Here is a 13213-nt window from a genome sequence, read left to right as displayed (position 1 = left end):
CTAGAACGGAACGGGCGCGCTGAAGGTCTGGCTTTTCCCGGTTTCCGGGTGACGAATGCGCAGGCTTTCGGCGTGCAGCATCATACGCGGATAATCCAGTGCCTCGCCCGTGGCATAGATCGGGTCGCCCAGAATGGGGTGGCCAAGCTCCAGCATGTGCACGCGCAACTGATGGCTGCGCCCGGTCTGCGGCATCAGCCGCACGCGGGTGGTCTTGCCGTCATGGCGCTGCACGCGCCAGTCTGTGATCGCAGGCTTGCCCTGTTCGTGGTTCACATGCTGCCGCGGGCGGTTCGGCCAGTCCACACACAGCGGCAGGTCCACGGTGCCCTCTTTCGGCTCCAGATGGCCCCAGAGCCGCGCCATATAGACTTTCTTCGTCTGCCGCTTTTCGAACTGCTGGCCCAGATTGCCCTGTGCCGCCTTGTTCAGCGCAAAGACCATGACGCCCGACGTGTCACAATCCAGCCGATGTACCAACAGCACCTCGGGAAAGACCCGGCGCAGGCGCCCGATCAGGCAATCTTCCTTGCCGGGATCTTTTCCCGGCACCGAAAGCAGACCCGCCGGCTTGTCCACGATCAGAATGGCACTGTCATGGTGCAGAATCGACAGCGGCACATCGGGCGGGTTGTATTCATAGGGCGGCATCAGACGATCTCGTGACCGGCCTCGCGCAGGCGGCGTGCAAGCTCGGCAATATGCGCGGGGCCGACGTCACAGCAGCCGCCCACGATGCTGGCACCCTGCCCCACCCAGCCCATTGCGAAATCGGCATATTTCTCGGGCGTCAGGTCATGGCGGTGAGTCAGTGCCGCCACCGTCGGCGCATCCTCCAGAAACCCGTCAGAGATATGGGTAAAGCCGTTGGCATAGGCGCCGAAGGGCAGGCCAAAGCTGCCCAGTACTGCAAGCGCGTCGCCCATCGCCTCGGGGACGGAGCAATTGGCCAGGACGGCAGCCGGACCATAGTGCGCCACCAGCGGCGCCAGATCAGCCAGTGGCTCCCCCGAACGCAGGCGGTCGCCTTGGCGATCATGGACCGAAACCGACAACCACACCGGCTTGCCCGCCTGCACCGCGCCTTTCAGCGCCCCTTCGGCCTGTGCCACGGTCGACAGCGTTTCCAGCAGGATGAAATCCACCTTCGGGGCCAGAAGATGCGCGATCTCGGCCACTTTCGGCGCGGCCTCGTCCACAGGCAGGACCACGTCGTCGCGGTAGGTGGCGACCAGCGGGCCGATGGACCCGGCGATCCGCCCGGACCCATGCGCGGCGCGGGCGGCCTCTGCCGCCTCCAGCGCCGCCAAGTGGAGGGCGGCGAACTGACCATCCAGCCCGAAACGTTCCAGCCGGTCGTGGTGGATGGCATAGGTATTGGTGGTGGCGATGGTAGCCCCGGCGGCGAAGTAATCGTCGTGGATGGCCCGCACCAGACCCGGATGGTCCAGCATCACCCGCGTGGCCCACAGCGGGGTCGGCTCGTCCCCCGAACGCGCCACAAGCTCTTGCCCCATACCGCCGTCAAGCAGCGCGATCTTAGCCATGGTTCACTCCCATACCAGCCGGGCGGCAAGTCCGCCGAACATCACGGCCGCCACCTTGTTCAGGACGCCCATGCGGCGGCCCAGTGTCTGACCCGCCCAGCCCGCCAGCGCGCCATAGCTGCATGTAATCAAGGTGCCGGTGAAAGTGAACAGCACACCCAGAAGAACGATCTGCTGCCAGACCGGACCGCGCGCGGGATCGGTGAACTGCGGCAGGAAGGCGATGACGAACAGCGCCACCTTCGGGTTGAAGGCATTGGTCAGGAACCCGCGCCAAAGCGCGCGCAGCGGGCTGGCGATACCACGCCCCGCCTCGGTGGCTGGTCCGGCGTGCCAGCTTTTCCACGCCAGCCACAGAAGATAGGCCGCGCCCAGCCATTTCAGTGCCACCAGCGCGCCGGGATGCGCCGCCACCAGCGCGCTGACGCCCGCGGCTGCCAGCCCGACATGCCAAAGCCCGCCCAGCCCGACCCCGAGCCCGGCCACCGCCCCGGCTTTCGGTCCACCTGCCATACCCGAGGCGGTGGCAAAGATCACATCTGCACCGGGGGTAAGGTTCAGCACGATCCCCGCCGCCAGAAAGGCGGCCAGCTCGGGCGCGGGGATCAGGGCTAACAGGTCGAACATCGGGGCCTCCTCTGGCATCCGGCCACAGTCGGCTGGCGCAGGTCCGATGGCAAGGGGCGCGATGGCGGTTCGGCAACGCGGCCGCCCTGCGGGTCAAAGGCTTGTCAGATTGCCCGCCCGATCAACCAGCGCCACACGATGCAGACCCTGCAGCCGGGACTTCAGGTCTGCAATCGCTGCGCGGTCCAGGAACACCAGCGCGGTGGACAGACCGTCGGCCAGCGCGGCGCTGTCCGCCTCGACCGCGACGCTGGACCACAGCGGCGCGCGCCCCTGCGGATGCTGAATATGTGGCGCTCCGCCGATCAGCGTGGCGCCCGGCGCGCTCAGGGCCATGGCGGTGCCGCGCAGATGCCATTCGGCAAGCTCTCCCGCCACCGGATCGGCAATGCCCAGCCGGAACGGCCCGCCTAGGGCTGCATATTCACCCATGTTGACCAGCGCCCGGTCAAAGCCCTGCCGCGCCAGATGATCACGGACAAGATCGCTGGCAAAACCCTGCGCGACGCCGTTAAAGGTCAGCGCCTGGCCGGGTGCCAGTTGCACCCCGCCATCGCGCCGGGAAACCCGGCTCCAGCCGACCATCGCCCGTGCCGCAACCGGATCGCGCCCGTCCCGCAACGCCTGCCACACAGGTTGCACGCTGGGATCGAATGCACCGTCAGTCAATCCGTGCAGCCGGTCACACAGCGGCAGCATTTCGGCAAAGAGGGCGGAGGGCTCAAGCTGGCCTGTGCTGTTCAGCCGGGTCAGTTCGGACTCGCGGTACAGGCTGAAGGCCGCCTCTACCCGCTCCAACAGCGGTGGGATCCCGGCCAGCGCAGCCTCAGCCCCCGGTCCGGCCAGCAGCACGTCGCAGTCAGCCCCCAGAGCCTGCCCCTGCCAGCGCGCCCCGGCCCCAGCCCGGACCGGCAACGCCGCCGCAGCCGCCATGATCTGAAGGAACCGCCGCCGCCTGATCATCGCAACGCCCCCGTCATTTCGCGGCCACCGGCGCCGCGCGTTTCCGCATCGCACGGCCACGCGCGGCCAGCACCAAAGGCACGCATTGTTTCGCGTCATTATGGATCGTCACACAATCAAGGCACTGGAAACATTCAGAATAGCCAATCTTCCCATCCGCCGCGATTGCTCCGTAATTGCAGCGCACCTTGCATAACTGGCAGGGTGAGCCGCATTCCTTGCGCCGCGCGATCCAGTCGCGCCCGCGCAGCAGCCCGCCAATCGCCATCAGTGCCCCAAGCGGACAGATATAGCGGCAGAAGCCCTTGAAGGTGAACAGACCCAGCACCAGCCAGAAGCCCGCATAGGTGACAAAGATCCATTCCCGCATGAAATGCGTGGTGATCGCGGTCTTGAACGGCTCCACCTCGGCCACGGTATCCACCCGGTCGGGCGCGATGAAAACGGTCAGCACCAGCCCCGCGAGCAGAAGGTATTTCACCCGTTTCAGCCGTGCATCCCACAGCACCGAAAGCTCGATCTTCGGCAGGCGCAGCAGGCGGCCAAGGTGATGGGCGAATTCCTGCAAGGCACCGAAGGGGCAAAGCCAGCCACAGAACAGCCCGCGCCCCCAAAGCACGAACCCCAGCACCGCCGCCGCCCATACCACCAGCGAGAAGGGATCATACAGCAGGTAGGCAAAACTGCCGCCATCGCTGGCGGTGCGCAGCGCCGCCAGCGGCGTTACGATGGACAGTTGCCCCTGCCCCCAGAACCCCACGAAACCGGCCATTCCGGCCAGAACCGCCAGCCGGATCGCGGTAAAATGGCGATGCCCCGACAGGCGGTTCATCCCCGGCCCCAGCGCCAGCAGCAGAACCGGCAGCAGCAGCGCCAGCGCGATCAGGTCGGGCGCCCGGTTGCGCGCGGCCTCAAGCCATTGCGGCAGAGCCTCGACAGGCTTGGCGCGCAGGAAGAACCGTTCGGGCGTGCCTGCGGCAAGAGTAAAGGTGGTCGATCCGATCTCGGGCTGGAACATGCCGTGTTCGCGCACCGCTTTGACCTGTAGGGTCCAGTCGCGCGCCGGATCGAAGCCCAGCCGCCGGTCGCTGCGCAGGATCATCGCGGTGCCTTCGGGCACGCCGGGCAGGGTGTCGAAGATCATGTCGGCATCGCGCAGCGCCACCGGCAGCCCGTCCTGTTCGGCGCCCAGCAAATCGGGCGCGGTGTTGCGCACGAAATCCGCGCTGACCAGCCCGTGCCGCCCGCTGTCGATCAGCAACAACGGCTCTTCGGTCGGGGAAAGGCTGAGGAAACGGTTCAGATCGGTCAGCGCATCCGGCGCCAGCACGGCCCGCGCAATGCTGGGCGGCCCGATGTCCACCAGCCAGAGGTCAAGAAACAATCCCTGCGGATCGGCCTGCGCCTCCGGGTCGTCATCTGCCCAGATCGTTCCAGCGAAGGCCGCGTCCAGTTCGGCATTCGTAACCCGCAAGTGCCGCGCGATGCCCTGATCCACCAGTGCCTGCCAGTCCAACGCCTCGTCATGCGCGGGGTCGGGGGTGGCGGGGGGCACGGACTTGATGCCCTGCATCTTTTCCCGCGCGACCTCCAGCGTGGCCGCGAGGATCGATTCGTGCGCGATGCGGACCGAGGCCGTGGCCTTCAGCACCCCGTCCAGATAGACCAGCCCGCTGCCCGCACCGGCATCACCATAGGGCACACCCACCACCATCGGGGTATTGATCGAATGGCCACGATATTGTTCCAGAAACTTGCGGAACGGCGCCTCGCCCAGACCGGAGACGAAGATCGGCTCGTTATGCGAAATCAGCCGCACGTCGATAAAGCGGCCATCCAGATCCAGCATCACCAGCATATTGATCGGCCCGCCGGAAAAGCCGGGCAGCGGCGCCATGATCGCGGTTTCAAACACATAGCCCGCCTCGGCCCCGCCAGAGTTCAGAAGGCTCCAGACCCCCTTGTCATTCACCGGCTCGCCCAGCGCATAGGGCGGCACGACGAAAGCCGCGATCTGGTCGCGGTCCAGCGGCGCGGCAAGGGCGGCGCCGGTCATCAGAACCCAGCAAAGAACAAGGTGCAGGATACGCATGCGCCAGACTAGGCATTCGCGCGCCTGCCCGAAAATTGGACGAAGGTCGCAGCGCGGGCGGCAGTGGGCGGCGCTATGGTCGGAGGATGGAGCCTTCCGCCCGCACCCCGGCCGACCGGCTGATCTTCCTGCTGTCGCTCACCGGCTTTGTGGCCTTCTGGTGGGCGCTGTCGCTGTTGCGGGGCGAGCCGCGCATCCTGCCCGCCCCACCCGAAGTGGCAGCGGTCCTGTGGGAGGAGGCCAGATCAGGGCGGCTGTGGCATCACATGACGGCGACGCTGGTGCGGGTGGCACTTGCTTTCGGCCTGTCGATGGCGCTCGGCACGGTACTGGGGGTGGCGCTGGGCCGGTTGCCCCGGCTGAACCGCTGGCTGGACCCCTGGGTGCTGATCTTCCTCAATCTGCCCGCGCTGGTCGTCATCGTGCTGTGCTATCTGTGGATCGGGCTGAATGAGGTGGCCGCCATTGCCGCCGTGACCATCAACAAGACCGCCATGGTGCTGGTGACCATGCGGGAAGGCGCGCGCACGCTGTCACCCGAGCTGAACGACATGGCCCGCGTCTTTCGCCTGTCGCGCCTGATCTGGGCGCGGCATGTGCTGCTGCCGCAGCTTGCGCCCTTTCTGGTGGCCAGCGCGCGGGCGGGGCTGGCGATCATCTGGAAGATCGTGCTGGTGGTGGAGTTTCTGGGCCGCTCCAGCGGCATCGGCTTTCAGATCCACCTGAAATTCCAGCTTTTCGAGATTGCGGGCGTCCTGGCCTATGCACTGGCCTTCGTCGCGGTGATGCTGGTGATCGACCTTGCGCTGATCCAGCCCGCCGAACGCCGCGCGGCGCGCTGGCGGCGTGGTTAGCGCCGTCGCGCCATCAGCCAGATGAAGAACAGCCCGCCGCACAGGCCGGTCACGACGCCAATGGGCAGATCTTCGGGCGCCAGCACCACCCGCGCCGCAGCGTCAGCCCCGATCAGGAACACCGCCCCCGCCAGTGCCGATCCGGGCAGCACGCAGGCATTGTCGCCCCCGACAAGCATCCGCACCAGATGCGGCATCATCAGCCCGACAAAGCCGATCAACCCGGAGAAGGCCACCATCACCCCGGTGATCAGCGCGGCGGCGACAAAGATCGCCAGCCGGAATCGCGTGACCTCGACCCCAAGGCTTACGGCGGTTTCGTCGCCAAGGCTCATCGCGTTCAGCACCGGCGCCCGCGACCAGAGCCACAGGCCCACCGGCAGCAATACCGCCAGCGGCCAGAGAAGATGCGACCATTGCGCAAGGCCCAGCCCGCCCAGCATCCAGAACACCACGGTATGCGTGGCGCGCGGGTCACCGAGGAAGATCAGGATATTGGCCCCGGCCATGATGATAAAGCTGACCGCAACCCCCGCCAGCACCAGCCGGTCCGCCGCCCCCGCGCCGGTCAGCGCCACAACGCCCAGCACCAGCGCCGTGGCCGCCAGCGCCCCGCCGAAGGCCATCAGCGGCACGGTCAGCAGGCCAAGGAACATGCCCGTGTGTAACAGAGCCGCAATCGCACCGAACGCGGCGCCCGAGGAAATGCCCAGCAAATGCGGATCGGCCAGCGGGTTGCGGGTAACGGCCTGAAGCGCCGCGCCCACCAGACCCAGCCCGCCGCCGACCAGAGCCGCCAGCAGCACGCGCGGCAGGCGGATCTGCCAGACGATATTCGCCTGCCCCACACCCCAGTCGGGCGTCACCAGCCCGGGCAGCAGCCGGTCGAGCAATACCCCCCAGACGGTGCCCGGCGCGATGGCGACCGATCCAACCGAAACCGCAAGGCTGACCGAAAGCGCCAGCCCCAGCAGCACGGCAAGGGCAAGGCCCGCCCGGCGCGGCAGGGCGCGACGCAGGGCGAGCCGCATCGTCACTGGCCCGCGAACCCGGCGACCAGCTTTTCGACCGCGCGGATATTGCGCGGCCCCGGCGTCGCCTCGACATATTCCAGCACGACGAAGCGATCATTCTTCACCGCGTCGATATCCGCGAAGGCCGGATTACCCTTCATGAAGGCGATCTTCTGTTCCGCCGTCACATCGCCGTAGTTCACGATCACCACGACCTGCGGATTGCGCGCCACCACCGGCTCCCACGCCACTTCGGCCCAGCTTTTGTCCAGATCATCCATGATGTTGACGCCGCCCGCCGCCTCGATCAGTGCGGTCGGCATGGCGTATTTGCCGGCAGTGAACGGCGCCTCTTCGCCCGAATCGTAAACAAAGACCCGCAGCGGATGGTCGTGGTCCACGCCCTTCGTCGCCTCGGCCAGCCGCGCCTTGTAACCTGCGACCAGCGCCTCTGCCCGATCCTCGACGCCGAATATGCGGCCAAGGTTCAGCATGTCCTGATACATGTCCTGCATCGTGCTGCGTGCTTTCGGCCCGATATGGATGCAGCTTTCGGTCAGTTCGTAGGTCTTGATGCCGAAAGGTTCCAGCGTTTCGGGCGTAACCTCGCCGCCGACCTTCATGCCATAATTCCAGCCCGCGAAGAAGAAATCAGCCTCCGCCGCAGCCAGAACTTCCTTGCTGGGGTATTTGGCCGAAAGCTCCGGCAATTCGGCGACGCCCTCGCGCATTTCGGGGTCCAGCGTCTTCCAGCCGGAAATGCCGGTATAGCCGACCATGTGGTCGCGCAGGCCGAGCACGAGCATCATTTCGGTCAGGTTCACATCATTGGAAATTGCGCGCGTGGGTGCGGCGTCGAAGGTCACATCACGGTCGCAGCTTTTGACGGTGACGGGGAAGGCAGCAGCCGCACTGGCAGACAGCAGCAGCGCCGCAAGGGCGAGACGGATCATCGGAAACTCCTGATCGGATCAGAGGTGAAAGGACAGGCGCGGGCCGGTGCCGCTGTGGTCGATCCGGCCCCGCACCTGAAAGGCGGTGTGCAGCAGATCCTCGTGCAGCACCTGATCGGGCGGACCATCCGCCAGCATACGGCCGCCATGCAGGATCAGCATGCGTTCGGCAAATTCCGCCGCCAGCGGCAGATCGTGCAGCGTGGTCACCACTGTCAGGCCGAGATCGCGCAGCAGCCGCAACAGATCAAGCTGGTGGCGGATGTCCAGATGGTTGGTCGGCTCGTCCAGCACCAGAATGCGCGGCTCTTGCGCAAGGGCACGGGCAACCATGACACGCTGCCTTTCACCCCCGGACAGGGTGCCGAAACTGCGGTCTGCGAAGGCTGTCAGGTCCAGCCGGGCCATGGCGGCGTCGATGATGGCGCAATCAGCCTCACCGGGCAGAGCGAGCCCGCTGCCCCAGCCCTTGCGATGCGGCAAGCGGCCCAAAGCCACGATCTGCCGCACACTCAGCACGAAATCGGTGGGTTGCTCCTGCACCACGGCAGCCACGATGCGCGCGGCCTCGGGCGCTGACATGAGCCACAGGTCGCGCCCTGTAACCGATACCGTGCCCCGCCGGGGCGGCTGGTGGCGATAGATCAGCCGCAGAAGCGAGGTCTTGCCCGCCCCGTTCGCGCCGCAGATCGCCATGATCTGCCCCTGCGGAACGGAAAAGCTGATATCGGTCAGGATGTCGGGCCGGTCCTTCGGACCCCAGCAGACCGAGCGGAACTCCAGCGCCGGGGTCATTGGATCGCCCCCGCCGCCGTGCGGATGACCGCAGCCGCAGGGCGCACGATTCCGGCCACCAGCGCGTCGATATCCTGGCCATCTTCGACATCGCCAAACAGCCAGGTCTCGCCCGAGGCGACCCGCCAGGCCAGGGTGCAGGGCCGCTGGCAGCCTTCGACGCACAGCGTTCCCGACAGCTCGAACTCTGCCCCCACACCCGCCAGCGCCAGGGCGCCGCGCAGCTGGATCAACAGGTTCAGGCCGGGTCTGCATTCGCGCCCGACATGTGGGCAGGACTGGCAGACAAGCATCTGATGCGGCGCGGGGCGCGCGCCGGTTTCGGTGGAAAGCGCGGCCATCGGCCTGCGCGGGGATCTGTCCATACGATCTCCTTCCCGGGGCACCCCGCCCGGTGGTTGTTGCGGTTCTCGATGGCAGGTCTCCTGACTCGCGGGTCGCAGCTTGCCCCGCCTTCCCGGCCCCGCAGTTCGGGGTCCAGTGGCATTGGGGGTCGCTCGCCGCTTACAGTTGCGGGGGCAGTCACGGAATTGGCGCCTGATGGCTACACCGCACCGTGTTCCCTTTTCACCCGGCGTCGCATTTGCCGGGAACCATCGGCGGCCAGAAGCGCATGACTCGGCGCCGCCGTCAAGCCCGGGCACGACAAGCGGCGCACCCTTGCCTGTCGGCGCGCCGGCGGCGATGATTGCCCGAGACACCCGGAAAGGCCCGCCGATGACCAAGCTGAAGCTGCGCATCCTGTTCGACACCGCCATGCTTGGCCCCGGCAAGGCCGAGCTGTTGCAGCGCATTGGCGAGACCGGCTCGATCGCCGCAGCCGGGCGACAGATGCAGATGAGCTACAAGCGGGCGTGGTCGCTGGTGGAGGAAATGAACGCGGCCTTCCGTGAGCCGCTGGTCAGCAGTGCGCGGGGCGGGGCGGGCGGCGGCGGGGCGCAGGTGACAGAGACCGGGCAAGAGGTGCTGCGCCGCTACCTTGCGGTATTGGAGGCCGCCGAACAGGCGGGGGCGGCAGAGGTGACCGCGCTGGAGGCCTTGCTTGCCCCTGCGACCAAGGCGGATATGTCTGAAAAAAAATAACGCTTGCGTGACCGGGAGGTGCCTGCCAGATATGTTTTCCGAAACATATCGGAGTCTCCCATGTCCCGCCGTCTTGCCCTTACGCTTGCTTTCGCCCTCGCTGCCAGCCCTGCCGCCGCCGAGGAGGTCGTGGTCTTCGCCGCCGCGTCGATGAAGAACGCGCTGGATGACCTGGCCTCGCAGTGGCAGGCGGAAACCGGCAATCAGGTGGTGATCAGCTATGCGGGTTCGGGCAAGCTTGCGCAGCAGATCGTTGCCGGGGCGCCCGCCGACATCTTCGTGTCTGCCGCCCCGAACTGGATGGACGAGGTGCAGAACGCCGGGCTGGTCGTGGAGGGCACGCGCGAGGATCTGCTGGGCAATACGCTGGTGCTGATCGCGCATGGCAAGGATGCGGCGCCGGTTGAGATCGGGGCGGGCTTCGATCTGTCCGCGTTGCTGGGCGACGGGAAACTGGCGATGGCCATGGTCGATTCCGTGCCTGCCGGGCAATATGGCAAAGCCGCGCTGACGGCGCTGGGTCAGTGGGACAAGGTGGAACCCGCCGTCGCGCAATCCGACAACGTGCGCGCGGCGCTGGCACTGGTGTCCACCGGCGAGGCGCCCTATGGCATCGTCTATGCCACCGACGCTGCCGCTGATGACAATGTGACCGTGGTCGGCACCTTCCCCGCCGACAGCTATCCGGCCATCGTCTATCCCGCTGCCCTCTTGACCGGGGCGGCAGATGCGGCGGACAAAGCCTTTTACGAGGCGCTTTCGGGCGAGGCAGCGCATGCGGCCTTCAGCGCGCAGGGCTTCGCGATCCTGAAGTAAGGGCCCGACCGGCGGCATATGACAGACTGGCTATCCCCCGACGAATGGCGCGCCGTGGCGCTGTCACTGCGCGTCTCGCTCTGGGCCGTGGCCGCCAGCCTGCCCTTTGGAATTCTGACCGCCTATGCGCTGGCGCGGTGGGAATTTCGCGGCAAACAGGTGCTGAACGGCATCGTCCACCTGCCGCTGATCCTGCCGCCAGTGGTGACGGGCTATCTGCTGTTGCTGACGTTCGGGCGCAAGGGCGCGGTGGGCCAGATCCTCGACCAATTGTTCGGCATCGTGCTGGCCTTCCGCTGGACCGGCGCGGCGCTGGCCGCCGCCGTGATGGCTTTTCCCCTGATGGTGCGGGCCATCCGGCTGGCGGTGGAGGCGGTGGACCCCAAGCTGGAACAGGCAGCAGGCACGCTGGGTGCCTCGCGCCCTTGGGTGTTCCTGACCGTGACGCTGCCGCTGATCCTGCCCGGCGTTCTGGCGGGCACCATCCTTGCCTTCGCCAAGGCGATGGGCGAATTCGGCGCCACCATCACCTTCGTGTCAAACATCCCTGGCCAGACGCAGACACTGCCTTCCGCCATCTATGCCTTTCTGCAAGTGCCCGGCGGAGAGAAGGAGGCCGCGCGTCTGGTGCTGGTGGCGGTGGGCATCGCCATGGCCGCACTGATGCTGTCGGAATGGATCAGCCGGGCCGTCGCGCGCAGGATCGCCGGGACATGACGCTATCGGTGAACCTGTCCCATCGCTTTGGCGACTTCACGCTGGATGTGGCGTTCGAAGCACCGCCGGGTGTGACGGTGTTGTTCGGACGTTCCGGCTCCGGCAAGACGACGGTGGTGAATGCTGTTGCGGGTCTCTTGCGCCCTGACCACGGTCGCATCATCGCAGGGGGCGAGGTCTTGCTGGATACCGAAACCCGCACCTTCCTGCCGCCACATCGGCGCAGGGTGGGGTATGTGTTTCAGGACGCTCGGCTGTTCCCGCATCTGACCGTGCGGCAGAACCTGCTATATGGCCGCTGGTTCGCGCACCGCCGGGGACCGGACAATTTCGCCCGCGTGGTCGATATGCTGGGGATCGGCCCCTTGCTCGCCCGGCGTCCCGCCGCGCTGTCAGGGGGCGAGAAAAGCCGTGTCGCCCTGGGCCGTGCCATCCTGTCGGAACCGCGCCTTCTGCTGATGGACGAGCCGCTTGCGGCGCTGGACGAGGCGCGCAAGGCCGAAATCCTGCCCTATCTGGAGCGGCTGCGGGATGAGTTGCATCTGCCCATCCTCTACGTCAGCCATTCCATGCCCGAGGTGGCGCGGCTGGCCACCACGCTGGTGCTGATCGAGGCGGGCCGCGTGGCCGCCGCAGGCCCGGCCACCGAACTCCTGTCCGACCCCGCCGCCGCACCTGCGCTGGGACTGCGCGAAGCCGGGGCGATCCTCTCCGCACGGCTGGCGGTGCCGGACGAGGACGGGCTCAGCCGTCTGGACTGTAGCGCAGGTCCGCTGTGGTTGCCGCGCGTGGCGGGCCGGGCGGGCGACAGTTTTCGCCTGCGCATCCTCGCACAGGATGTCATGCTGGCGACCAGCCGCCCCAAAGGGATTTCGGCGCTGAACATCCTGCCAGCCGTTGTGCGGGAGGTCAGGCTGGGCGAAGGCCCGGGTGCGCTGGTGCAGCTGGAGACGGGGGACGAGATGCTGCTGGCCCGGATCACACGCCGCTCTGCCGCCGCACTGGGGCTGAAGCCCGGTCAGCAGATTCATGCTGTGCTGAAGGCGGTCTCTGTCGCGCAGGAAAACGTGGGCCATGGCAGACCCGGCGCGGACAGTCCCTAATCCAGCATCATCGCCGAGGCGAGGATGACCGCATGCGTGCGGTTGCGTGCGTTCAGCTTGGCGCAGATCGACTTGACGTGCATCTTGACCGTCACCTCGCTGAGCCCCATGCGCAGGGCAATTTCCTTGTTCATCAGCCCGTCGCGCAGAAAGCCCAGAGTCTCGCGTTCGCGCGGCGTCAGATCGGGTTGCCAGGGCCGGGGGGCAACCGGATCGAAGCCTTCGGGCAGATAGATCTCGCCCCCCAGAATGCGATGGATCGCGGCCGCCAGCTCCTGCGCCGGTGTGCTTTTGGGAATGAAACCGCTGGCCCCGCGCGCCAGCGCGGCAGTCACCATCTCGGGTTGCGCCTGACCGGAGAAAACCGCCAGACGCCCGCCCGCATTTTCCGCAATCAGTGCCGCCACGGAATCCATGCCGTGAACGCCGGGCATCGAAAGATCCAGAAGCACCAGCGAAAAGCAGCCATGGCGGGCGATGGCCGTGCGGGCCGTCTCGAAGCTTTCGACGGCCACGACCTCGTCAAAGCCCTGCGCGCGCAAATGCGTGGCAACGAGATCCCGGATCAATTGGTGATCGTCGGCAATAAGCAGGCTCACGCGCGGCGTTTCAGCCAAGACAGCTCCTCCTGATTACTGCGCAGCAGTGTC

Annotated in this window: 15 protein-coding genes and 1 riboswitch; of the genes, 5 read left to right on the top strand and 10 right to left on the bottom strand. The window is 66.8% G+C overall.

Translation table 11 applies throughout. The features are described from left to right. The 5 genes from C8N34_RS16355 to C8N34_RS16335 form a co-directional block, all read right to left on the bottom strand. Positions 1–651, bottom strand: coding sequence for an RluA family pseudouridine synthase (locus C8N34_RS16355; RefSeq protein WP_108129688.1), 651 nt, complete (start codon positions 649–651; stop codon positions 1–3). Continuing rightward, positions 651–1547 carry a homocysteine S-methyltransferase family protein gene (locus tag C8N34_RS16350; protein ID WP_054301885.1) on the bottom strand — a complete coding sequence of 299 codons (897 nt, stop codon included), beginning with the start codon at positions 1545–1547 and terminating at the stop codon, positions 651–653. The genes C8N34_RS16355 and C8N34_RS16350 overlap by 1 nt, the downstream gene beginning before the upstream one ends. Before the next feature lie 3 nt (positions 1548–1550). Further along, the gene (locus tag C8N34_RS16345) at positions 1551–2174 is read right to left on the bottom strand and encodes a LysE family translocator (protein ID WP_108129687.1); all 624 of its coding nucleotides are present in this window, start codon (positions 2172–2174) and stop codon (positions 1551–1553) included. A 93-nt stretch (positions 2175–2267) separates the two neighbouring features. Beyond that, complete coding sequence (locus C8N34_RS16340) at positions 2268–3137, bottom strand: FAD:protein FMN transferase (RefSeq protein WP_108129686.1); 870 nt, start codon at positions 3135–3137, stop codon at positions 2268–2270. Positions 3138–3150: 13 nt separating this feature from the next. After that, the gene (locus tag C8N34_RS16335; protein WP_108129685.1) at positions 3151–5229 is read right to left on the bottom strand and encodes a 4Fe-4S binding protein; all 2079 of its coding nucleotides are present in this window, start codon (positions 5227–5229) and stop codon (positions 3151–3153) included. An 86-nt stretch (positions 5230–5315) separates the two neighbouring features. Here C8N34_RS16335 and C8N34_RS16330 point away from each other — a divergent pair, with 86 nt between their 5' ends. Further along, positions 5316–6083: an ABC transporter permease gene (locus C8N34_RS16330; RefSeq protein ID WP_108129684.1), complete on the top strand. Its 768-nt coding sequence runs from the start codon at positions 5316–5318 to the stop codon at positions 6081–6083. On the opposite strand, the gene C8N34_RS16325 is transcribed toward C8N34_RS16330, so the two are convergent. From C8N34_RS16325 to C8N34_RS16310, 4 genes are read right to left on the bottom strand one after another with little or no spacing between them, the layout of a single operon-like run. Then, positions 6080–7114, bottom strand: a complete 1035-nt coding sequence (locus C8N34_RS16325) for a FecCD family ABC transporter permease (RefSeq protein ID WP_108129683.1) — start codon at positions 7112–7114, stop codon at positions 6080–6082. The genes C8N34_RS16330 and C8N34_RS16325 overlap by 4 nt on opposite strands. Before the next feature lie 2 nt (positions 7115–7116). Further along, positions 7117–8049: an ABC transporter substrate-binding protein gene (locus C8N34_RS16320; RefSeq protein WP_108129682.1), complete on the bottom strand. Its 933-nt coding sequence runs from the start codon at positions 8047–8049 to the stop codon at positions 7117–7119. An 18-nt stretch (positions 8050–8067) separates the two neighbouring features. Further along, positions 8068–8844 (bottom strand): ABC transporter ATP-binding protein, encoded by a 777-nt coding sequence (locus tag C8N34_RS16315; protein WP_108129681.1) that lies wholly within the window; start codon positions 8842–8844, stop codon positions 8068–8070. Beyond that, positions 8841–9209, bottom strand: coding sequence for a DUF1636 family protein (locus tag C8N34_RS16310; protein WP_108129680.1), 369 nt, complete (start codon positions 9207–9209; stop codon positions 8841–8843). The genes C8N34_RS16315 and C8N34_RS16310 overlap by 4 nt, the downstream gene beginning before the upstream one ends. 33 nt (positions 9210–9242) lie before the next feature. After that, positions 9243–9457, bottom strand: a riboswitch (cobalamin riboswitch). A 104-nt stretch (positions 9458–9561) separates the two neighbouring features. Between C8N34_RS16310 and C8N34_RS16305 the strand changes: the two genes are divergently transcribed. The 4 genes from C8N34_RS16305 to modC are packed head-to-tail and all read left to right on the top strand — an operon-like array spanning position 9562 to position 12563. Further along, positions 9562–9927 (top strand): winged helix-turn-helix domain-containing protein, encoded by a 366-nt coding sequence (locus tag C8N34_RS16305; protein ID WP_229825623.1) that lies wholly within the window; start codon positions 9562–9564, stop codon positions 9925–9927. A 60-nt stretch (positions 9928–9987) separates the two neighbouring features. Next, a complete protein-coding gene (modA, locus tag C8N34_RS16300; RefSeq protein ID WP_108129679.1) occupies positions 9988–10743 on the top strand; it encodes a molybdate ABC transporter substrate-binding protein in 756 nt (251 codons plus the stop codon). A gap of 18 nt (positions 10744–10761) precedes the next feature. Continuing rightward, a complete protein-coding gene (gene modB / locus C8N34_RS16295) occupies positions 10762–11460 on the top strand; it encodes a molybdate ABC transporter permease subunit (RefSeq protein WP_108129678.1) in 699 nt (232 codons plus the stop codon). Beyond that, positions 11457–12563, top strand: a complete 1107-nt coding sequence (gene modC / locus C8N34_RS16290) for a molybdenum ABC transporter ATP-binding protein (protein ID WP_108129677.1) — start codon at positions 11457–11459, stop codon at positions 12561–12563. Before modB ends, modC begins: the two co-directional genes overlap by 4 nt. Here the strand turns inward: modC and C8N34_RS16285 are convergent. Further along, positions 12560–13180 carry a response regulator gene (locus C8N34_RS16285; RefSeq protein ID WP_082400770.1) on the bottom strand — a complete coding sequence of 207 codons (621 nt, stop codon included), beginning with the start codon at positions 13178–13180 and terminating at the stop codon, positions 12560–12562. The genes modC and C8N34_RS16285 overlap by 4 nt on opposite strands. Positions 13181–13213 lie beyond the last annotated feature (33 nt).

Source organism: Gemmobacter caeni, from assembly GCF_003054195.1.
Taxonomy (GTDB): domain Bacteria; phylum Pseudomonadota; class Alphaproteobacteria; order Rhodobacterales; family Rhodobacteraceae; genus Gemmobacter; species Gemmobacter caeni.
The sequence above is the reverse complement of the archived record's forward strand: the minus strand, read 5'-3'. Positions and strand labels throughout refer to the sequence as shown.